The sequence below is a fragment of the Paenibacillus glufosinatiresistens genome (genome assembly GCF_031470375.1).
Lineage (GTDB): Bacteria > Bacillota > Bacilli > Paenibacillales > Paenibacillaceae > Paenibacillus_AQ > Paenibacillus_AQ glufosinatiresistens.
Window position 1 is genome coordinate 24,087 of sequence record NZ_JAVFHT010000003.1, and the last position, 20,293, is coordinate 44,379.

Below are 20,293 nucleotides of genomic sequence, written 5' to 3' on the forward strand. Positions count from 1 at the left end.
AACTGCTCTAATTTACTATACCTCAAATACAAATCCCCAATTCGCTTCAACATCTCTTCATTATCTGGTTGAAAGTGAACCGCCCATTCCATATATTCAATGGCTTTACTTAATTCCTCTGACTCCAAGTAGGCCTCAGACATGAACTGACTAAGCGTAAAAAGTTTTTCTTCCCATTTATTACGCAAGCTCAATATCCAATCATCGGACAATGTTCTAAATGAGTTCTTATGAAGCTTAGGTTAGAAGAGTAGTTGTAAAGTTATTTTGAACATCTGTTGATAAAAAGTGAGGGATTTAATTCATCAGTTATCCGATATTTTAGTGAAATTATAAATTGAAAAAAACTTAGGAGGCACAAAATAATGCCATTCACCAAATCTGATTTAGGAGCACAAGCCTCATGGAAAGGCTATTCTTCCCAAACTTTATATATTGCTACGCGAATAGTTGAGGATATAGACTCACTAGAGTATTATCCAGAACAGCTTGAAGATTTACTGATTAAAAGTGATGGTGAAGTATCTGAGGTAGTACAAATTAAAGACTTAGGTTCTGATTTAAGTATATCAAGTCTTGCTTCTACTAGTGCCTCACTGAAAAATGAGGGTTTCTTTCGAAGAGTGTTAAGTTTGCGAAAGTCAGAATCGAAGAGGTTAATTGCAAAGGTTGTACATTTTGGAGAATTAGGAGATGAACTTAATGGTTTTATTAATGGAGTCACTACTTCTTTAGAGAGTATTAAGGATAAACTTGTGAAAAACCATAATTTATTGTTAGAAGAAGCTGAATGGATTACAGAGAGAATGGTATTTGAAAAAGTTGATAAAGAAGCTCTTCAACTTAAAATAGCAGAACAAATTAAAGGCTATATACCAACAATGATTGCTCCTACTATTATGCAGGATTTACTGATCCAGTATGTTTCAGATCTTTCAAAAGCTAAAGGACATACTTCAAAATCAATCTGGCAAGAAAAGATACATAAAATTGGTCGTGATATGGCTGCAATAGATGGATATTTCAGAGAATATGGAAGTTCTCTTATAAGGTTGTCCGATATTGAGAATTATACAAGTTATGAAGAGATGAAGTCAGAATATGAACAAGGTATATCTGCTCATCCTGCTCATATACGCTTTTCACTGGATTTCGAACGAACAAACTGGCTGGAAAAAATTGAAGCTGCGCTTGCTGAAAATAAAGCAGCAATTATTAAGGGGGCTTCTGGACAAGGGAAAACTTCGTTATGTTATAAATATTTGATTAAAAACTATGCTGAAGAACTTGTGTTTTGTGTAAGACAAATTCAAACACAAGGACAAGCTGAAAATCTAGTAAAAGCGATATTGGGACTATCTAATCATTCAACTAATATTATTTTATATATTGATGTCAATCCGGGACAAATACACTGGACTTGGTTAATTCGAGAGCTTCAAGTAAGAGGGGTTAAATTGCCTGTTATTATATCAATTCGTGAAGAAGACTTCAAACAGTCAAATGTAGACATGAACGAGGTAGCTTTTGAGTTGATCGAATTAACACTCTCCGAAGAGGAAGCAATGAATATATATTATAAAATAATAATGCATAATCCTCATGCCTCATTTCGAACCTTCGAAGAAGCTTGGCAGCAGTTTGGTCATGAAGGGCCATTGCTTGAATTTGTATATCTTCTTAACAATAATGAGAGTTTGAAGCAACGGTTGAGTACTCAAATAGATCGTTTAATTGATGAAAGTGTTGATGATACATGGTTGAATCTTTTACTTCTTGTCTGTTATGTTGGGAAACTAGATGGTTGCATATTGTTTGACAAAGCTATACAAGCAGTGAAATGTACAAATGCTATAGCCGCTTTGAAACGACTAAGTGATGAATATTTAATTCGTAGTTCTTTGGATGGAAACTATATTGAATCGTTGCATTCTCTAAGAGCAGATATAATTTATTCAATTCTTCAAAATCGTATGGTATTTAAAGAAAAAGATTTGTTATTACAAAGCTTAACTTGTATAGAAAATCTGTTTCCACAAATGCTTCTTCTTCATTATTTTACGAATAATGAAATTGATAGCAGAGTAATCAGTGATATTGCAAGAATACATTATGATGATTGGGTTGCATATGGTAGAATTTTAAACACTATGCTCTGGCTTGATGTCAAACAATATGTTGTACAGAACAGGGAGGCATTTGAGCGTATTGTTGCTGAAAGAGGAGCAGGATGGTTGCCATTTGCACCAATGGATATTACAGGGGAAATATTACCTGGAGAATTTGCAGCCGCAGGGCTTGTTCAATTTAATGCTCAGATCCTTCCGTACCTTGAAGAAATTAAAAAATCCCTTCTTAGCTTCACAATTTCATATTCAATAACTGATAGATGGTTAGAACTATCGTCGATTCCGCAAGGACTTCCATCCAGTGACCTTGAATGGTCTAATCTTGGATACACATTATTTTGGGCTGCGTTACGAAAGAAAAAAATTATAATGAATTTTTCAAATCAAGAAATACTATCTTTAATGAAAGACGGAAATGTAGAAAGTAAAATTGATGCAGCTCTGGGCTTTTATAAACAGGGATTTTTAGAACTGTATACTATGAGTGAATTCGTTTTACGTGAAAGATTAATTCAGCATTATAATATACTATTTTTGAACATAGCTGAGTCTGATGTTCAATGTCGCTTTGTCCCACCGTATTTTAAACAAAATAATGAAGTTGAAAAGCAGGAGAACTTGAATCACTATTGGACTATGAATATGGTTGATCTTCTGAGTCGCTTGTATCCAGAGAAAGAAACAATTTCAGTAAAATTAATAGGTGTAGATTTATTAAGTGACTTAGGTATCAAACCCTTTGACTTTGAAAAAAAAATTACAAAAGAGCATCGTCCTGATCGATGGATTACCGAAGTAAACTCATGGCTTATCTCACGTATTGAACTAACGCATCGCCCCAATAACTGGATAAATTATTTAGATGAAGTTTATGTTCTTCGTAGGCTAATTACAGAAACTTTACGTGAGTTTATATATTTGGTTGATAATCTATATAAAAAACGTTATTGGGATAATGTAAAAGCCAAAAGAACTATGACGAAGATAGAATTGTTGAAAAAATCTCTTCAAAAAGATTATCTTCTACCCAAAACCATTCTTGATCCCTATGGTTTACACAGTGAAAGTCATGCATCAGATTCGATGCCACAGTTTATCAATATATCTATTCAGCCTTATAAAAATTTCAGGAGATCTTTAAGAGATATGATCTCTGGTCTTCATAACTTTTTTAACCAGTTTGAAGATGTATTAGTTTCCCGAATTAAAAATGAGGAAATAAAGTCAGACTTATCGCTGAAAAATATATATGAATCATCTAAGGCACTGTCATCAGTGCAAAAAGAGTTCAGGACATTATTTAAAGCATATGTTGATCATAACTACTCTATTTTTGCTGATGAAGAAATTGAGGGAATGATAACAGCTCTGAATGTCTGGGAAAGTGTTTTAAATCAAAAACCTAGAGGTTTTATTTTATCGTACAACGCTAAACAAACGTATAAAAAATCAGAATCTTTTATATTTAATAAATTTGAGGAAGCGATAGTATCTTTAGGACCAAAAATTTCGGTGATTAATCAGGAAATGGAAGGGAATAGCGGAGTGAAATTTGTATTATATGAAGATTTTATATCTGAGACAAATACAATTGAAGAACAATATAAATTGCTTTGTGGTAAACTTCATAAATCTTGGATCACTGCTGTGAAATTAAACAGTTCAAGATGGATATTAGAAACACATTGGCCCAAAATCGTTTTCGTACCCTTGTATAAAGGACTTCCGATATTAAGCGGTTTTGACGTGCCAATGCATCGAGTTGTTGATATGTATGGAGATCCATCGTCTCCAATGTCTCCAGTAGAAATTCCTTTAGAGTTATACTCTTTATTTGGTTTAGATATTGCACCATTTACAGAATGGAGAGATGCTATTGCAAATGTGGGAAGATTAAGGCTAATTATTTTACAGTATAATCAGGCCATAGATGAAATTGTGGATCACCAACATGGTATAAGCGTAGGGTTTTCTGCTTATTTAAATACGCTATTGATAGAAATTGCAAAAATCTTCGGAGATTTCAATGGTGATTTCATACAAAATATTACTGCATTAAGCGATTATAAGGAGCCTGAAGTGCTAGAATTATTAAGTATTATAATTAATGGTTTGAGTGATTTGGACATCATAGTAGAACACATTAGTTCGGCGCAAAAAATTGATGATATATCTGAAATATTACAAGAAGCAGCAACAGCGATGATTTTAGTAACACCATACCTGAAACACATTGAATAATCAAAAATAAGTGGGCGTGGTTAGTCATCGAGTAAAAATCACTTTCGTTCATGAGCCTTCCCCCATCATTCTGGGTAAACTAACCCTAAGCAATACTTTACCCAAATCCAAGTGAAAAGAGGTGATGCCCCATGACAACTCACAAAGTACCCAATAGATTAGCCAAGGAAAAGTCGCCGTATCTGCTGCAACATGCACATAACCCGGTGAACTGGTTCCCTTGGTCGGAAGAGGCTTTTGAAATCGCCAAGCGCGACAATAAGCCTGTTTTCTTATCTGTTGGGTATAGCTAGTTGTTGATTCACAAGTACATGTCACTGGTGCCATGTCATGGAACGGGAGAGCTTCGAGGATGAGGAAGTCGCTGCGCTGCTGAATGACCATTATGTGGCGATCAAGGTGGACCGCGAAGAGCGGCCGGACATCGACGCGCTGTACATGTCGGTGTGCCAGGCGCTGACCGGTTCGGGAGGCTGGCCTTTGACGGTGCTGCTGACGCCCGACCGGAAGCCGTTCTATGCCGGGACGTATTTTCCGAAACGCAAAATGTTCGGACGCATGGGGCTGATGGACCTGCTGGAGCAGATCCGGACCAAATGGCAGGAGAACGGCGCCGCTATGGCGCAGTATGCCGATGAGCTGATCGGCGAGCTTCAGCGGGTGAATGCGGGCAGCCGGACGGAGGCGGGCGAAGGCGGCGGAGAAGGAACGTCCGAAGAACTGCTGCATCAGGCGTACCGCCAGTTCAAAAGCACGTTCGATCCCCGGTGGGGCGGCTTCGGCGGCGCGCCGAAGTTCCCTTCGCCGCATCAACTGTCCTTTCTGATGGCCTACAGCCGGGCGTACGACGAGCCGGAAGCGCTGGACATGGCGGAGAAGACGCTGCTCGGCATGTATCAGGGCGGAATTTACGACCACATCGGCTACGGGTTCGCCCGGTATTCCACGGATCAGCGCTGGCTCGTTCCCCATTTTGAGAAAATGCTCTACGATAACGCGCTGCTCGCCTATGCGTATCTGGAGGCGCATCAGCTAACCGGCAAGCCGCTGTATGCTGAAATCGCCGAGCAAATCTTCACTTACGTGCTGCGCGATATGACGTCGCCCGGCGGCGCTTTCTATTCCGCGGAGGATGCAGATTCGGAAGGAGAAGAAGGCCGGTTCTACGTGTTCACGCGGGAAGAACTGGAGGATGTTCTGGGCCTGGAAGACATGCATTTCTTCTGCCGGGTGTTCGGGATCGAACCGGGCGGCAATTTTGAAGGACGGAGCATTCCGAATCTGCTGGACGGCTTGCCGGAAGAAAGGGCGGAGGAGCTTGGCCTTAACCCGCTGGGACTGCGCACCCGGATCGGTGAATGGCGGGAGAAGCTGTTCGCCTACCGGGAGGAGCGGGTTCACCCGCTGAAGGACGACAAGGTGCTGACCGCCTGGAACGGTCTGATGATTGCGGCGCTGGCCAAAGGCGCGAAAGCGCTGGACAAGCCCGAGTACGCCGGAGCGGCTGCCCGCGCCGCCGAATTCATCTGGACGAAGCTGCGCCGAGAGGACGGGCGCCTGCTGGCCCGTTACCGCGACGGCGAAGCAGCGTATCCGGCCTATATCGACGATTACGCCTTCCTGATGCGCGGACTGCTGGAGCTGTACGAAGCGACGGGCGACGCGCTGCATCTGGAACGCGCGCTGGCGCTCAAGGACGGGCTGCTGGCGCTGTTCCGCGACGAGGAAGGCGGAGGTTTCTTCTTCGCCGGTTCGGACGGCGAGGCGCTGCCGGTGCGAACCAAGGAATTGTATGACGGAGCGCTGCCGTCGGGCAATTCGGTGGCCGCGCTGACGCTGTGGAAGTTGGCGGCGGTGACGCAGGATGCTGCGCTGAAGGCGGAGGCCGAACGTACGGCCAAGGTAATCAGGCTGGATGCGGCAGAGTATCCGGCGGGCTTCTCTCTGTATTTGCAGGCCCTGCTGGCGATGGTCCGCGGAGGCCGGGAATGGGTGCTGACGGGCAAGAAGGACGATCCGGTCCTGCACAGCATGCTGGCGCATGTCCGCCGGGCGTACCAGCCGGACGCCGTCCTGGTCGTCCGCTGGGAAGGGGCGGACGAGCCGATTGACCGGCTGCTGCCGCATCTGGCAGACAAGCCGGCCATTAGCGGAGCCGCGACCGCCTATCTGTGCCGGGATTTTGCCTGCCGGGCACCGGTCACCAGCCTGGAAGCGGTGCAGGAGCTGCTGGCCGGCAAGTAAGGCGAAGCCGGAAGACCGCCGGAGGGGGATGACTGGAAGAGGGGATCCGGAAGCCATAACCGGAAGCCACAACGCAAAACGTCAGCTTCGCCGCGATGAGGGCGAGGCCCATCGCACAGCAAAAGGGACCGAGTGATCGGTCCCTTTGTTTGTGCTGCGCCCCTTACAGGTGCAGCCGGTCTACCTTTTATTTTACCGCCACGTTGTCGACATAGACGGCCGACTGGCCGCTGCTGTTGGAAGACGCCTGGAACTCGACGCCGATCTCCTTCACATCCGAGAGATTGGGAATGCTGCCCAGCGACAGCGACAGCGTGGTGCCGGAGCTGGCGTTGATCGCCACGGCTCCGCTGTCATACCAGGTCCAACCCGAGCCGGTCTTCACATACAGCTTGGCCTTGATACCGCTGCCGATGGTTCCCCAGGAGGCATGCTTGACTACAGCAGTCAGCGTGCTCTTGCCGGAGAAGTTCTGGCCGGCGCTCAGGTACAGCGAATGGGTCGAGTTGGCGGAGAGGCTTACATCGGCTTTCAGCGCGTTGGAGCCGGAGGATTTCCACTCGGTGGTCGTCCAGGGTCCGCCCGATACGCTTCGCCCGGCCCAGCTCTGCGTTCCGGATTCAAAATCATACAGGGTGGTTGAAGTGCCGGAGCCGGAGCCGCTTCCGCTGCCCGAACCGGACCCCGAACCGCTGCCCGAGCCCGATCCGCCGAAGACGCCGCTCAGAACGCTAGTCGCCTTAATGCCATTGCTGCCGTTGACTACGGTGTTACCAAAAGAGGTCAGCGAGCCGCCGGCCCAGTCATTGGCCATATCCAGGTAGGCCAGGTCGCTGCTGTTGCCCTTCCACGACCAGGCGAGCCAACCGACCGATTTCTCCCGGGAATAACTCATAATCGTAGCTTCATCGACATCACCGTTCGTATGCTGCCCGCCGAATTCGCCGATAATCAGCGCGAGGTTCTTGTTGAGCACGCCGTCGATATTGGACTTAACGGTGGAGGCGTTGCCGCCCGCATATTCATACATATGAATCGAGAACATCGTATTCTTGTTCGGATCGGCGTTCAGAACTTCCGTTCCGTAATTCATGATGGAGGCGGGATACTGGCCCCAGCCGGCTGCATCGACAATGAGCGTATGGTTCAGACCGGCGCTGCGGAGTTTCGGAATGGCCTGCTTGTAGCCGCTGGCCCAGTTGGCGCCGTCCCAAGTGCCGTACCATTCGTTGGCAATGTTGATGATGACGCGGTCTTCCTTGCCGATCAGGGCGCTCTTGATCGCGATCCAGTAGTTGACGGCAGCGTTGAGATCCGAGACATTGTCGCTGCCCGTGGCGTCGTGGACTTCAAGAACGGCAATCAGCTTGTTCTGTTCGCACAGGCTGATAATATTCTTAACCGTATTGACGTCGTCATAGGACCACTTGGCTCCGTCCGACAGGACGATACGGACTGTGTTGGCTCCGGTCTTGGCAATGGCGGCGATCGCCGTGCCGAGTTGATCCTTGTACCAGTTGTGGGCGTGGTTCGCTCCGCGCATTACGAATGTTTTGCCGGTAGAATCAATCAATTTGGTTCCGCTTACATAAAACCCGCTGGCTGCGTGCGCCTTGGACGGGGAGAATCCCGCAACCGAGAACGCCATCACCAATGCGGCCAATGCCATCGACCACTTTCGAATCTTCAAGAACTACCACCTCTTCGTCAAATTTTTTGGTTACGCTTACAAGGTAACATAGGCTCCAACAGAACGGGTATAACGGTCTTGTCTCTTTAAATGGAGAATGTTGCGATTTATAGGACGGATTTGTTGGAACATTTTGTGGTTGGAAGCGGCGTAACTTCCTTCTGGGCGAATGCATATACTGTGGCAAAATCCATCCGATGAAAGGTTGAAGCCTATGTCGACCTATCCCGGACAGCAGCCGACCCTGATCTATCAGGCCGATCCGGCGGTTGTCCACCATGTTCGCAAGGTCCGCGATACGATCCATACGAACCTGAAGCCCTGCCTGAACCGCAGACTCCGGGTACAGACCATGGACGGAACGCTGCATGAAGGGGTGCTGAGCGGCTACGACAGCAGTCATCTCTACCTGACCGTTCCCGCCGCTCCTGTTCCGGCGACTGCGCGGGCGTTCTTTCCGCCTCCCCGGCCGCCCTATCCGCCGTATGCACCGCCTCCGCCGCCTCCGCCAGTCAATCCGGGGAGCGCGGTTCTGCCGCTCGTTCTCTACAGTCTGCTGGCCATCTCTCTGATATAGAGCAGCATTTTGCTTGCCCGAACGACGCAACAGGCAGGAGCCGCTCGGCTCCTGCCTGTTGCTGTGTACGGTTCGATTCTTGGCGGTACGCGCTGCGCTCCGCCGGGCGGGGGAGACCCGGGGGGACTTAGCGGCGTACAACGGCGATAATCTCTTCGTCCAGCTCGAGCCGGACTTCTTCGCGATAGGCGCGAATGCCGTATTCCGTCTCCAGATAACGGAGAATCGCTTCCATCAGATTGGCTTCCACAAGATACTGGCTTCTTCCCTGGACCCATACCTCTGCGGTATAACCCGTATCCTCGTCCCAGCTGAGCTCGACTTGAACCTCGGAAGGACGGACGCCTTTGCGGCTGGCCATGTGAAGACAGACCGCATTGATAATCTCATCCATGGAGAGAACGAGCCCGTTCATCAGTAACGGCCTTCTCTCTGCGCTTCATAGCGGCGGCGTTCCCGTCTGCGGCGGAAGAAGGAGAGAACCAGCACGACGACCAGATACAGAGCGAGCATGTTGACCATCAGGCCCAGGAAGCTGCCAAAAGCGCCCATGTTCGCGAACATTCCGCCGAACAGCAGGCCGGCGATGCCGCCGATCATAATGCCCTTCATCAGACTGCCGCCGCTGAAGAATCCGCGCTTCTTCGTCTGGGCTGCGGCGGTTCCGGACTTGGAGCTGGAGCTGTCGCTCTTGCTTACTCCGCTCTGCGTCGATTTCTTCGGCGTCGTCTGGTAACTGCGCACGCCCGACTTGAAGCCGCCGCCCTTGCGGGCATCCGCCAAATCGTGAACGCTGGTCGCGAAGAACAGCGTAAACGCCATCATAATCATCAATACTCGTTTCGTGTGTTTCATGAACGGGGTGCATCCTCCTGTTGGTGTGTAGAATGATGTGCTTAGGAGGTAATACGGACAAGCCGGGAATTGGTTTCAATTTTAAAATAAAAAATTATGACGGCCGGAACATCGGAATGGACTTTCCGGGGCAGGTATGACTCAATAGAAGAAGTAGAGCACACGATATTCATAGAAGGAGAGGTACCTCATGGCGAGTCAAGAACGCTTGGATATTCTGGATGTTCAGGGGAGGGTAATCGGGGAAGATACCCGGGAGCGCGCCCATTCGCTGGGTCTGTGGCATCGAACCTTTCACTGCTGGGTACTGAATCCAGGCCTGGGCGCCGGCGGCAGCCTGCTCTTTCAGCTCCGCCATCCCTCCAAGGATACGTTCGGAGGGCTGCTCGATATTTCCTGCGCAGGCCATCTGCTGGCCGGGGAAGAGCCGAAGGATGGCGTCCGGGAGCTTCGGGAGGAACTGGGGCTGGACGTTGCCTTCGAGGACCTTCTGCTGTGCGGCACGATAGCGGAAGAGAGTCTGCCGGGTCCGGGGCTGATCGACCGCGAATTCAGCCATGTCTATCTGTATGTCAGCGACCGGGCTGTCGAGAGCTATGATTTTCAGAAGGAGGAAATCTCGGGCCTATTCTTCATAGGGGTGGAGGATATAACGAGTCTGCTGAGAGGGGAGCGGGAGAGCCTGGACATTCGGGGGGTACTGGCGGACGAAGCGTCAGGCGTTCTGCGTCCGGAACGAAGAGTGGTGCGTCCCGAAGACTTCACGCCCAATTCGGCGGAATATTACCGGCTGTTGTTCCAGGGAATCGGGAAGCTCTGACCAAAAAAAGGCGCGGACCCAGGGTCCGCGCAAACAGCAACAGCAGTATCAGAGAGATGTCAATTGCTTCCGTACCCGTCCACGACCAGCTCCAGAGCCCCGGTAGCAGGGTCCATGACCATACCGTGAATCGGCACGTTGGGGGGGAGTAATGGATGGCGCTTAATTAGCTCCACAGTTTGAATTACCCCCTCTTGAATGGTGTCAAACCCGCGCAGCCACTTGGTGAGCTTGATTCCGGAATTCTCCAGCGTGGAGAATACTTCCTCGGATATGCCGCGCTCCTTCATGTGGCCGATCATCTGCTCGGCGTTCAGGGAAGCCATTCCGCATTCATGGTGACCGACGACTACAACTTCATCCGCGTTCAGTTCGTACAGCGCCACCATGACGCTGCGCATGACGCTTCCGAACGGCTGGGAGATGATCGCGCCGGCATTCTTGATGACCTTGACATCCCCGTTCTTGAAGTTCATGGCTTTGGGGAGAAGCTCGACCAGCCGGGTGTCCATACAGGTGATAATCAGCATTTTCTTGTTCGGAAAGCGGCTGGTCAGATAAGACTCGTAGGCTTTTTCTTCGACGAATTTCTTGTTGTGTTCGAGGATTTGGGAAATCTGGGTCACTGTAGGTTGCCTCCCGACGTATTGGATGAGGAATGAAGTTCACAGACGGCGGCGGGCGGCGGACTGGCCGGTGGCAAATCGCGCTCGTCGCGGACACGCATATTGGAACTGTAGATCTGGGAATCGCTGCTCAATCGGAAAATCGGCGCATGTTCATCTGCGTCCAGCCGCAGCTCGGACTCATAGAACAGCTCATGCTCGGCCGTTATGACCAGCGGAAGATTTCCCGCTTCGACGGAAATATCGCCCGGTTCCGGCTCCTTCAGCAGCCGCAGGACGCTGATGCCGTCGCAGCCGCACCCTGCGCCAGTATCGTAGTAGAGCTTGAACGTGCCCGGGCGGTCTTTCAGCAGGGCCTTCAGTTTCTCTTCGGCACGCGGTGTCGCCTTCAGCTTCACTGCTCTCACGCTCCCTTCGCCTTGTCTGTTTAGTCATTCTTAAATGTTGATTATACGTTCTCAAAAAAGTATCATCAAGAGGGTTGAGCATTTCAAGCGAAGAACGGAGGGTATCTATTGGAACAGCATTTGGAACGGGAATGGGAGCTGTTCAGCGGTCTGCTGGCCAAAATCAGCGGATACCGCGAGGCGATCGGTCTCCTGCAGTGGGATTTGCGGACAGGGGCGCCGCGCAAAGGTGCGGACGTGCGGGCGCGGACCATCGGGACGCTTGCGGGCGAGCTGTTCCGGCTGGAGACGTCGGACGAAATGGGCCGCTATACGGAGCTGTTCAGCCGTCCGGCGTCCTCGGCGACGCTGACGAAGGTGCAGCGCAAGATCGTAGAGGACTGCCGCAAGGAGTATGAACGCAGCCGCAGTCTGCCTCCCGAGCGGTACGAGGCGTATACGGTTCTGGCCATGCAGTCGGAGACGGCATGGGAAGAGGCGAAAGCGAATGACGACTATGCGTCGTTCGAGCCTTTTTTGCAGCAGATCGTGGCCTTCAAGCAGGAGTTCATTGATTACTGGGGCGTCAAGAACACGCGGTATGACACGCTTCTGGACATGTATGAGCCGGGGCTTACGACAACCAAGGTGGACGAGGTGTTCGGACGTCTGCGCAGCCGGCTGGTTCCGCTGGTTCAGCGGATCGCTTCCTCGGCCAATAAGCCGAAGACGGATTTCCTGGACGGGCTGTTCGACAAGGAGCAGCAGGAGAAATTCGGCGTATATCTGCTGGAGCAGATCGGCTTCGACTTTGAAGCGGGCCGGGCCGACGAGAGCGTCCACCCGTTCGCGACCGGACTGAACCCGGGAGATGTGCGGATTACGAACCATTATCTGGCCGACAATCTGATTAGCTCGATCTTCAGCGCGCTGCACGAAGGCGGTCATGCCCTGTATGAGCAAAATATCGCGCAGGAGCTCGTCGGCACGCCGCTCGCGCAGGGGGCTTCCATGGGCATCCATGAATCGCAGTCGCGGCTCTGGGAGAATATGATCGGCCGCAGCCTTCCTTTCTGGGAGCGGCATTTCGGGAAGCTCCAGCAGCATTTCCCCGAGCAGCTCGCCCGGGTGACGCCGGAGGAATTTTACCTGGCCGTGAACAAGGTCGAGAATTCGCTGATCCGGACGGAAGCGGACGAGGTCACCTATAACCTGCATATCATTATCCGCTATGAGATCGAGAAGCAGATCTTCAACGAAGGGCTGTCCGTCCAGGACCTGCCTGCCGTATGGAACGCCAAATATCAGGAATACCTCGGCATTACGCCTCCAAGCCATGCGCTGGGCGTGCTGCAGGATGTGCACTGGTCGGGCGGGGACTTCGGCTATTTTGCTTCGTATTCGCTCGGCAATATGTATGCGGCGCAGATGATGAATACGCTCCGCCGGGAGCTGCCGGACTTCGAAGAGCTGATTGCTGCGGGCAACCTGCTTCCGATCCGGGACTGGCTCAAGGAGAAGATCTATGTATACGGCATGAGCGAGACGCCTTCCGAAATTATCGAACGCGTGACCGGCGAGCCGCTGAATCCGGATTATCTGGCCGATTATTTGGAAGCCAAGTACCGGGAGATTTATCACCTGGAGGCTTCCGAGTAGAAGCCGGGCCGCTCCCTGGCGGGTGGCGCCGGGGCAGCGGGAGGGATATAATAGAAAGAAAAAGGCAAGAGGAGGGATTGTGCCCATGGCCAATACGCATACTTACACACGCAAGGAAGAAGTCGTCAACGCGATCACACACGGCATCGGAGCCGTGCTCAGCATTGCCGGACTGGCTCTCCTTGTCGTCTTTGCGAGTCTTCGGGGCACGGCCTGGCATGTGGTCAGCTTCTCCATCTACGGGACCACCATGCTGCTGCTGTATTTGAATTCAACCGTCGTTCACAGCCTGAAGGAAGGCAAGGTCAAGGATCTGTTCGAGTTCTTCGACCACTCTTCCATCTATCTGTTCATTGCCGGGACCTATACGCCGTTCCTGCTGGTCGCCATCCGGGGAACGCTCGGCTGGAGCCTGTTCGGAATTATCTGGGGAATCGCCTTCTTCGGCGTCGCCTTCAAAGCGTTCTTCACCAAGAGGTTCCTGTTCATGTCCACCATCTTCTATCTGGCGATGGGCTGGCTGATTGTCATTGCCTGGCATCCGCTGAGCCTGGTTGTCGCGGACGGAGGCATGGCGCTGCTGATGGCGGGCGGCCTGTTATACACGCTCGGCACGATCTTCTACGTGTGGCGCGGATTTCCGTTCCACCATGCCGTCTGGCATGTGTTTGTCCTGCTCGGCAGCGTGACGCATTTCTTCGCGGTTCTGCTGTACCTGCTGCCCATTCGCTGAACCAAGCTGCGACAAGCGCGCCCGAACGGAATTCAAGCCTTGGCCATGACCAGACATGGCTGAGGCTTTGTTTGTAAGAACCCCGATTCAGATGACAAGGAATAGTGCTTGACATCTTTCTTTGTTTTCGGTATTATTAGGAGCGTTGAAAAGCTGTAAAGTGTTTTTCCTTGACGAAGGGAGTGCCCTTGATGAGTCAGGGTAACCGGTTGGAGAAGACCACCCGCATCAATCTGCTTTTTGCGTTCTACGAGCCTCTGCTGACCGACAAGCAGCAGACGTTCCTTAAATATTATTTCCACGATGATTTCTCCCTGGGAGAGATTGCCGCCGAATTCGACATCAGCCGACAGGCGGTATACGAGCATATCAAGCGCGCCGAAGTGGTGCTGGAGAATTATGAAGATAAGCTGGGGCTGCTCGGCAAGCACGAGACCCGCGTCCGGGTTCTGGACGAGCTGAAGGGCTTCACGGCGGAAGCCGGCCTGGCGCAGCCGGATCAAGAACGGCTCATGCGTCTGATCAATCAATTGCGAAGTCTGGAATAGCGTGAAGGGAGAAGCAGCCTATGGCGTTCGAGGGATTGACCGGAAGACTGCAAAGTGTATTCAGCAAGCTTCGCGGCAAGGGCAAGGTGACCGAAGACGATGTCAACGAGGCGATGCGCGAGGTACGGCTGGCGCTGCTGGAGGCCGACGTCAACTTCAAAGTCGTCAAGGATTTTGTAGCGAAGGTTAAGGAAAAAGCGATCGGCCAGGAAGTCATGAACAGCTTCACGCCGGGCATGGTCATTATTGATATCGTCAATAAGGAATTGACGGAGCTGATGGGCGGCAGCCAGTCGAAGCTGGCCAAGGCGAACAAAGCTCCGACCATCATTATGATGGCGGGCCTGCAGGGCGCCGGCAAGACGACGACCTCGGGCAAGCTCGCCAAGCTGCTTCAGAAGGGCGGACACAAGCCGCTCCTCGTGGCAGGCGACATCTATCGCCCGGCTGCAATCAAGCAGCTTCAGGTATTGGGCGAACAGCTCAAGGCCCCGGTGTTCAGCCTGGGCGACCAGGTAAGCCCGGTGGAGATAGCCCGCCAAGGCGTTCAGCATGCCAAGGACAACGGTCTGGACTATGTGATTATCGATACCGCCGGCCGTCTGCACATCGACGAAGCGCTCATGGAGGAACTGAAAGAGATCCACGAGACGGTGAAGCCGGATGAAGTTCTGCTGGTGGTCGATGCCATGACCGGTCAGGACGCCGTCAATGTGGCGGACAGCTTCAACAAGCAGCTGCAGCTCACCGGTGTTGTTCTGACCAAGCTGGACAACGATACGCGCGGCGGCGCGGCGCTGTCGGTCAAGGCGGTAACAGGCTGTCCGATCAAGTTCGCGGCGCTCGGCGAGAAGCTGGATGCGCTGGAACCGTTCCATCCCGAGCGGATGGCGTCCCGGATTCTCGGCATGGGCGATATGCTGTCGCTGATCGAGAAGGCGCAGGCCAATATCGACGCCGACAAGGCGAAGGAAATGGAGCGCAAGATGCGCACCGCAGAGTTCACCTTCGACGATTTTCTGGAGCAGATGGACCAGGTCAAGAAGCTCGGGCCGCTGGATCAGATTCTGGGGATGCTTCCCGGCATGTCAGGCGCCAAGGGAATGCAGGACCTTAAGGTCGACGACAAGCAGATGGGCCGTGTGGAAGCCATTGTGAAGTCGATGACGAAGGCGGAGAAGAGCCAGCCGGAGATCATCAATCATAACCGCCGCAAGCGGATTGCCGCCGGCAGCGGGACCTCGGTCGCCGAGGTCAACCGGCTGATCAAGCAGTTCGACGAGATGCGGAAGATGATGAAGCAGTTCTCGGGCATGATGGGCGGCGGCGGTAAGTCCAAGAAGAACGCCATGAAGCAGCTGAAAGCGCTGGGCGGCAAAGGCATGAAGTTTCCGTTCCGCTGATGCGGGCTTGACGCCTGCACAGTATGGAAATTCAATAAGAAGTTAATTCTTTAAGGGAGGTGAATTTTCGTGGCAGTACGTATTCGTCTGAAACGCATGGGTGCGCATAAAGCGCCTTTCTACCGTGTAGTGGTTTCCGATTCCCGGTCCCCTCGTGACGGTCGTTTTATCGAGGAAATCGGTTACTATAATCCGGTTGAACAACCGGCAGTAGTGAAGATCGACGAGGAAAAAGCACTCAAATGGCTCCAGAACGGAGCTCAAGCTTCCGACACCGTCCGCAACCTTCTGAGCAAGGCTGGCGTGATGAAGAAGTTCCATGAACTGAAGCTGCAGAAATAATGACTGATTGCGAGGGTCCTCTATGGAAGAATTAGTTGCAGTTATTGCTAAGGCTTTAGTGGATCATCCCGAAGATGTGGCGGTGCGGGCCGTCGAGAAGGATCACCTCGTTGTCTATGAACTTTCCGTTCATCCGCAGGATGTCGGCAAGGTGATAGGGAAGCAGGGGCGGATTGCCAAGGCGCTTCGTACCGTGGTCACATCCGCAGCAGTCAAGAGTGAGAAACGCGTCACCGTCGATATTTTATCATGACAAGTTCGCAAAGAGGGGCTGGGGTAACTCCCGGCTCCTCTTTTTAAACATAGAAAGAGATTGGAAAGGAGAACGGCCATGAGCGAAGTTCTGTTAACGGTTGGCAAAATGGTCAATACCCACGGCATCCGCGGCGAAATTAAAGTGCTGTCCCGTACCGATTTCCCCGAGGTCCGGTTCGCTCCGGGCAGCAAGCTGCTGATCTCTCCGGAGACAGGCGGGCGGCTGGAGGTAACCGTGGAGTCGGCCAGAGAGCATAAAGGAATGTATATCGTGAAGCTGGAAGGCGTCACCGATATTAACCAGATCGAGAAGTACAAGGGCAGTCTGGTGCAGGTGCACGGGGATAACCGGGTCGAACTGCCGGAGAACGAGTATTATTTTGACGAAATTATCGGCTGCACGGTGGTGACGGACGAAGTGGAGAACCGTGAACTCGGTGTAATTCGGGAGATTCTGACACCGGGCGCTAACGATGTCTGGGTGGTCAAGCCGCCGAAGGGACCGGATATACTGATTCCGGTTATTCATGACGTTGTGGTGGATGTTGATATTGCCTCCAAGCGCATCAAGGTTCATCTGATGGAAGGCCTGCTGCCATGATCCGGATTGATCTCATTACGCTGTTCCCGGAGATGTGCGAGACGGTGCTGGGGACAAGCATTCTGGGCAAAGCGCGGGAGAAAGGCATTGCCGAACTGCAAGCCTTGAATTTCCGCGATTATGCGAACAACAAACATCATTCTGTCGACGACACGCCGTACGGCGGAGGGGGCGGCATGGTGTTGAAGCCGGAGCCGATCTTTGCGGCGGTTGAAGACCTGCTGCACAAGGTCTACACAGATCCGGAGACGGGAAGAACAGTGAGCGGTGAGCCGCACACGGCGCCGTCCGGGCGTCCGCCGCGCATTATTCTGATGTGCCCGCAAGGAAGACGCTACAATCAGGCGATCGCGGAAGAGCTGGCGCAGGAGAGCCATCTGATCTTTATCTGCGGCCACTATGAAGGCTACGATGAGCGGATTCGGGAGCATCTGGTGACGGACGAGCTATCGATTGGCGACTATGTGCTTACCGGCGGCGAGCTGGCCGCTCTCACTGTGGTGGATTCGGTGGTTCGGCTGCAGCCGGGAGCGCTCGGCAACGAAACGTCGGCGGTAACAGATTCATTCAGTACCGGTCTGCTGGAATATCCGCACTATACGCGTCCTCCGGAGTTCCGGGGCTGGAAGGTGCCCGACATGCTGCTGAGCGGTCATCATGCCAACATTGAACAATGGCGGCGTGAACAAGCGCTGCGCCGTACGCTGGAGCGCCGACCCGACCTTCTGGAGCAGGCGGAGCTGACGGACAAGGACCTGCGGATGCTGGAGAGAATCAAAGCGGAGACAGGGCTGTCATAAAATATTCACCTCTCGCATAAATTGGTAAAGTGTTCATTTGTGGGGATACGGGGTAATAAGAAGAGGCGCCGTAAATCACAGAGAAGGCTAACCACGCGAAAGGATGAAATGAAACGATGGCAACCAAGACGCAAGACACATATAAACCGGAAATGAATGCAGCACTGAGACCGGCGGAGCCGCTCCGCACCGTAAGCGATATTATCAACTTCTATACCGGCAAGAAGGAAGCTTGAACGGTGATTCGTCCGGTGAAAGACCGTCCGGACCGACAGGCTCGATGACCAACCAATGAATCCGATTCAGCCGTACCCCGGCTGTGCGGCGGCATTGGTTTTTTAATGAAAGGGTTCGGGAAGGAAAGGAGTGTCCATGAAGAGAACGGCAGTATGGGAGAACAATCGAACCTATGGCTCCGAATTGCTGGAAGTCACCTTATCGGGAACTTCACTGCGGGCCCAGAGCACCGTAATCACCTTGGAGGATGCGATACCTTTGAAGATCGAGTATCAACTCGAGGCTTCGGATGGATGGATGAAGCGGGTACACCTCGAAATTCCTGCAATTAATCGGTCGCTGTATCTGGAAAGCACTCCCGATCATCGGTGGCTGGACTCTGACGGAGAAGAGGCGCACGAACTGGCCGGTGCGATTGAGGTGGATATTTCATGCACGCCTTTCACCAATTCGCTGCCTATTCGCCGGATCGAGTGGCGCTTGAACCGGCCCGAGGTCTGTCAGATGGTATACATTAAAGTACCGGAATTGACGCTTCAGAAGGTGGAGCAGGTATACACACTGATCGAAGAGAACAAAGACTGCCGAAGATTTGAGTACAGCAGTCCGACGTACCGTGCCACTTTGGAGGTCGATTCGGACGGGCTGGTCAAGGATTACCCCGGTCTGTTCACCCGGAAGTATTGAGGGACAGGCATGAAAAAAGACCGTCCGAAGACGGTCTCTCTACCCGTGGCGCTAACCCTGCGTGATCCGTATCCCGCGCCACCGCCTGCTGCTTATGCGAAGGCGGCCCGGGTAAGGGATACGTTCGACATATCATAATGGATGTGAACGCACCTCCTTTCCTTGTACGGTCAGTATAGCACAGCGCCGGGCTGAAATCTATCTAAAAATTGAAATAATCGCAAATTCAACTCCAAAAAGCAGCCGATCCATAGAATCGGCTGCTTCCTGAAGAAAGAATCGGAGTAGCGGGATTCGAACCCACGGCCTCACCCACCCCAAGGGTGCGCGCTACCAGACTGCGCCATACCCCGATGATAAGAAGATATGTATGCTTCGTCGAAGACATTTAGTATTATACCTTAAACGCGCTGAGTGCTGCAAGGGAAAAAAGTGAAGGCGCCCGAGCCGGGCACCTTCTGTCATCCTGCCCGTCAGTGCTGGATATCAATCGCGCCGACGGAAGATACAAGCGTTACTTTAGGACCGCCGCCGTTAATCTTCTCGGTCCCTTTCTTGGCCCCGGTCACCGAGCCGAGCTCAGTGTCGGTCTTCAAGGTAAAGGAAATACCGGGATCGAACGAGGCGTGGATAGCGCCGACATCCGCCTTTGCCGTCAAGCTGGCGCCATCCGCCAGGGCGGCGACCTCCATGCTGATCGAGCCGGTATCGGTGCTGAGGCTGGAAGCTCCGTCGATGCCGGCTCCGCTCAACCGGACGATGCCTACGTCACTGGACAGCTGAAAACGACCGCTGACGCCGGACACATCCAGGTTGCCGACATCGGCCGTCAAATCAAAGCGTGCGATAGACGGAGGGACCGTCACCGTATACGAGATGGACAAGTTATCATTGCCGTATTTGCTGCGGGCCCACTTCCAGATATCCCGGCCGTCCCGGGAGACGGCATGCACGTTGAATCGCTTGCCTTTCTGCTCGATGCGGACAGCGGCCTCGTCGAGAATCTTCTGCTGGGACTCCTGCTTCAGACCGTATACCTTGACTTCCGCCTGTACAAGGATCGAGTCGCCTGATCCGCTGCGAACTTCAATATTGCCGACCGGGTTATCCAGAGCGAGCGTACCACCTGCTACCGCTTGCCGATCGGCCGAGACTGTCCGGCTTGCCGCGGCTTGGTCCAGAGAATCGGCAAGGCCGGCGGCAGCCTGATTGGCTGCGTCCTTCGCGACTTGCCCGGCCTGCCCGCCGATCTCATTGACGGCCTGGTTCACCTGTTCCTCCACGCTTACCGAAGAGGCGGGTGTGCCGTTCTCGCTGTCATTGCGGCCTCTAAGCTCGGTACAGCCTGATACGATAACCGCGAACACCAGGGCTGCGGCGAGAAAGGGACGATTGGGATAACGCTTCATGACGTTCCTCCTGTCTGTGTTAGCTCCATGATGCCAAGGGTTTCCTGGATG

20 protein-coding genes and 1 tRNA gene are annotated in these 20,293 nt (G+C 52.1%); 14 read left to right on the forward strand and 7 right to left on the reverse strand.

Going from position 1 to position 20,293, the window contains the following annotated elements; all coding sequences use genetic code 11:
• Positions 1–365: 365 nt before the first annotated feature.
• The 3 genes from RBI05_RS05035 (at position 366) to RBI05_RS05045 (ending at position 6,614) form a co-directional block, all read left to right on the forward strand.
• Positions 366–4,370, forward strand: coding sequence for a hypothetical protein (locus RBI05_RS05035; protein WP_150457186.1), 4,005 nt, complete (start codon positions 366–368; stop codon positions 4,368–4,370).
• Positions 4,371–4,501: 131 nt separating this feature from the next.
• A complete protein-coding gene (locus RBI05_RS05040) occupies positions 4,502–4,663 on the forward strand; it encodes a DUF255 domain-containing protein (protein WP_310550318.1) in 162 nt (53 codons plus the stop codon).
• A gap of 37 nt (positions 4,664–4,700) precedes the next feature.
• On the forward strand, positions 4,701–6,614 hold the full coding sequence (locus tag RBI05_RS05045) for a thioredoxin domain-containing protein (protein ID WP_310550319.1): 1,914 nt from the start codon (positions 4,701–4,703) through the stop codon (positions 6,612–6,614).
• A 187-nt stretch (positions 6,615–6,801) separates the two neighbouring features.
• Here RBI05_RS05045 and RBI05_RS05050 read toward each other — a convergent pair whose 3' ends face one another.
• Positions 6,802–8,283, reverse strand: coding sequence for a glycoside hydrolase family 5 protein (locus RBI05_RS05050; RefSeq protein WP_310550494.1), 1,482 nt, complete (start codon positions 8,281–8,283; stop codon positions 6,802–6,804).
• A gap of 235 nt (positions 8,284–8,518) precedes the next feature.
• Here RBI05_RS05050 and RBI05_RS05055 point away from each other — a divergent pair, with 235 nt between their 5' ends.
• Positions 8,519–8,881, forward strand: a complete 363-nt coding sequence (locus tag RBI05_RS05055; RefSeq protein ID WP_310550320.1) for a hypothetical protein — start codon at positions 8,519–8,521, stop codon at positions 8,879–8,881.
• A 127-nt stretch (positions 8,882–9,008) separates the two neighbouring features.
• Here RBI05_RS05055 and RBI05_RS05060 read toward each other — a convergent pair whose 3' ends face one another.
• The gene (locus tag RBI05_RS05060; protein WP_150457188.1) at positions 9,009–9,296 is read right to left on the reverse strand and encodes a YxcD family protein; all 288 of its coding nucleotides are present in this window, start codon (positions 9,294–9,296) and stop codon (positions 9,009–9,011) included.
• Positions 9,296–9,736 carry a hypothetical protein gene (locus tag RBI05_RS05065; protein ID WP_310550321.1) on the reverse strand — a complete coding sequence of 147 codons (441 nt, stop codon included), beginning with the start codon at positions 9,734–9,736 and terminating at the stop codon, positions 9,296–9,298. Before RBI05_RS05065 ends, RBI05_RS05060 begins: the two co-directional genes overlap by 1 nt.
• 190 nt (positions 9,737–9,926) lie before the next feature.
• Between RBI05_RS05065 and RBI05_RS05070 the strand changes: the two genes are divergently transcribed.
• On the forward strand, positions 9,927–10,556 hold the full coding sequence (locus RBI05_RS05070) for an NUDIX hydrolase (protein ID WP_310550322.1): 630 nt from the start codon (positions 9,927–9,929) through the stop codon (positions 10,554–10,556).
• A gap of 59 nt (positions 10,557–10,615) precedes the next feature.
• Here RBI05_RS05070 and RBI05_RS05075 read toward each other — a convergent pair whose 3' ends face one another.
• Together RBI05_RS05075 and RBI05_RS05080 are read right to left on the reverse strand one after the other, a co-directional pair.
• A complete protein-coding gene (locus tag RBI05_RS05075) occupies positions 10,616–11,182 on the reverse strand; it encodes a beta-class carbonic anhydrase (RefSeq protein ID WP_150457191.1) in 567 nt (188 codons plus the stop codon).
• Positions 11,179–11,589, reverse strand: a complete 411-nt coding sequence (locus tag RBI05_RS05080; protein WP_223879783.1) for an iron-sulfur cluster biosynthesis family protein — start codon at positions 11,587–11,589, stop codon at positions 11,179–11,181. The genes RBI05_RS05075 and RBI05_RS05080 overlap by 4 nt, the downstream gene beginning before the upstream one ends.
• A gap of 108 nt (positions 11,590–11,697) precedes the next feature.
• Between RBI05_RS05080 and RBI05_RS05085 the strand changes: the two genes are divergently transcribed.
• From RBI05_RS05085 to RBI05_RS05125, 9 genes are all read left to right on the forward strand, one after another.
• The gene (locus RBI05_RS05085) at positions 11,698–13,227 is read left to right on the forward strand and encodes a carboxypeptidase M32 (RefSeq protein WP_310550323.1); all 1,530 of its coding nucleotides are present in this window, start codon (positions 11,698–11,700) and stop codon (positions 13,225–13,227) included.
• Between the two features lie 85 nt (positions 13,228–13,312).
• Positions 13,313–13,960 (forward strand): PAQR family membrane homeostasis protein TrhA, encoded by a 648-nt coding sequence (trhA, locus tag RBI05_RS05090; protein ID WP_310550324.1) that lies wholly within the window; start codon positions 13,313–13,315, stop codon positions 13,958–13,960.
• A gap of 191 nt (positions 13,961–14,151) precedes the next feature.
• Complete coding sequence (locus RBI05_RS05095; protein ID WP_150457194.1) at positions 14,152–14,508, forward strand: putative DNA-binding protein; 357 nt, start codon at positions 14,152–14,154, stop codon at positions 14,506–14,508.
• Positions 14,509–14,528: 20 nt separating this feature from the next.
• Entirely contained in the window at positions 14,529–15,911 is a 1,383-nt protein-coding gene (gene ffh / locus RBI05_RS05100) for a signal recognition particle protein (RefSeq protein ID WP_150457195.1), read from the forward strand.
• Between the two features lie 69 nt (positions 15,912–15,980).
• Positions 15,981–16,253 carry a 30S ribosomal protein S16 gene (rpsP, locus tag RBI05_RS05105; RefSeq protein WP_150457196.1) on the forward strand — a complete coding sequence of 91 codons (273 nt, stop codon included), beginning with the start codon at positions 15,981–15,983 and terminating at the stop codon, positions 16,251–16,253.
• Positions 16,254–16,275: 22 nt separating this feature from the next.
• A complete protein-coding gene (locus RBI05_RS05110) occupies positions 16,276–16,506 on the forward strand; it encodes a KH domain-containing protein (protein ID WP_150457197.1) in 231 nt (76 codons plus the stop codon).
• Between the two features lie 78 nt (positions 16,507–16,584).
• On the forward strand, positions 16,585–17,109 hold the full coding sequence (gene rimM / locus RBI05_RS05115) for a ribosome maturation factor RimM (protein ID WP_310550325.1): 525 nt from the start codon (positions 16,585–16,587) through the stop codon (positions 17,107–17,109).
• Entirely contained in the window at positions 17,109–17,909 is an 801-nt protein-coding gene (trmD, locus tag RBI05_RS05120) for a tRNA (guanosine(37)-N1)-methyltransferase TrmD (protein ID WP_310550495.1), read from the forward strand. Before rimM ends, trmD begins: the two co-directional genes overlap by 1 nt.
• A gap of 372 nt (positions 17,910–18,281) precedes the next feature.
• Positions 18,282–18,833 carry a putative glycolipid-binding domain-containing protein gene (locus tag RBI05_RS05125; RefSeq protein WP_310550326.1) on the forward strand — a complete coding sequence of 184 codons (552 nt, stop codon included), beginning with the start codon at positions 18,282–18,284 and terminating at the stop codon, positions 18,831–18,833.
• Positions 18,834–19,112: 279 nt separating this feature from the next.
• On the opposite strand, the gene RBI05_RS05130 is transcribed toward RBI05_RS05125, so the two are convergent.
• Together RBI05_RS05130 and RBI05_RS05135 are read right to left on the reverse strand one after the other, a co-directional pair.
• A tRNA-Pro gene (locus tag RBI05_RS05130) sits at positions 19,113–19,186 on the reverse strand.
• Between the two features lie 120 nt (positions 19,187–19,306).
• Complete coding sequence (locus tag RBI05_RS05135) at positions 19,307–20,242, reverse strand: hypothetical protein (RefSeq protein WP_310550327.1); 936 nt, start codon at positions 20,240–20,242, stop codon at positions 19,307–19,309.
• Positions 20,243–20,293 lie beyond the last annotated feature (51 nt).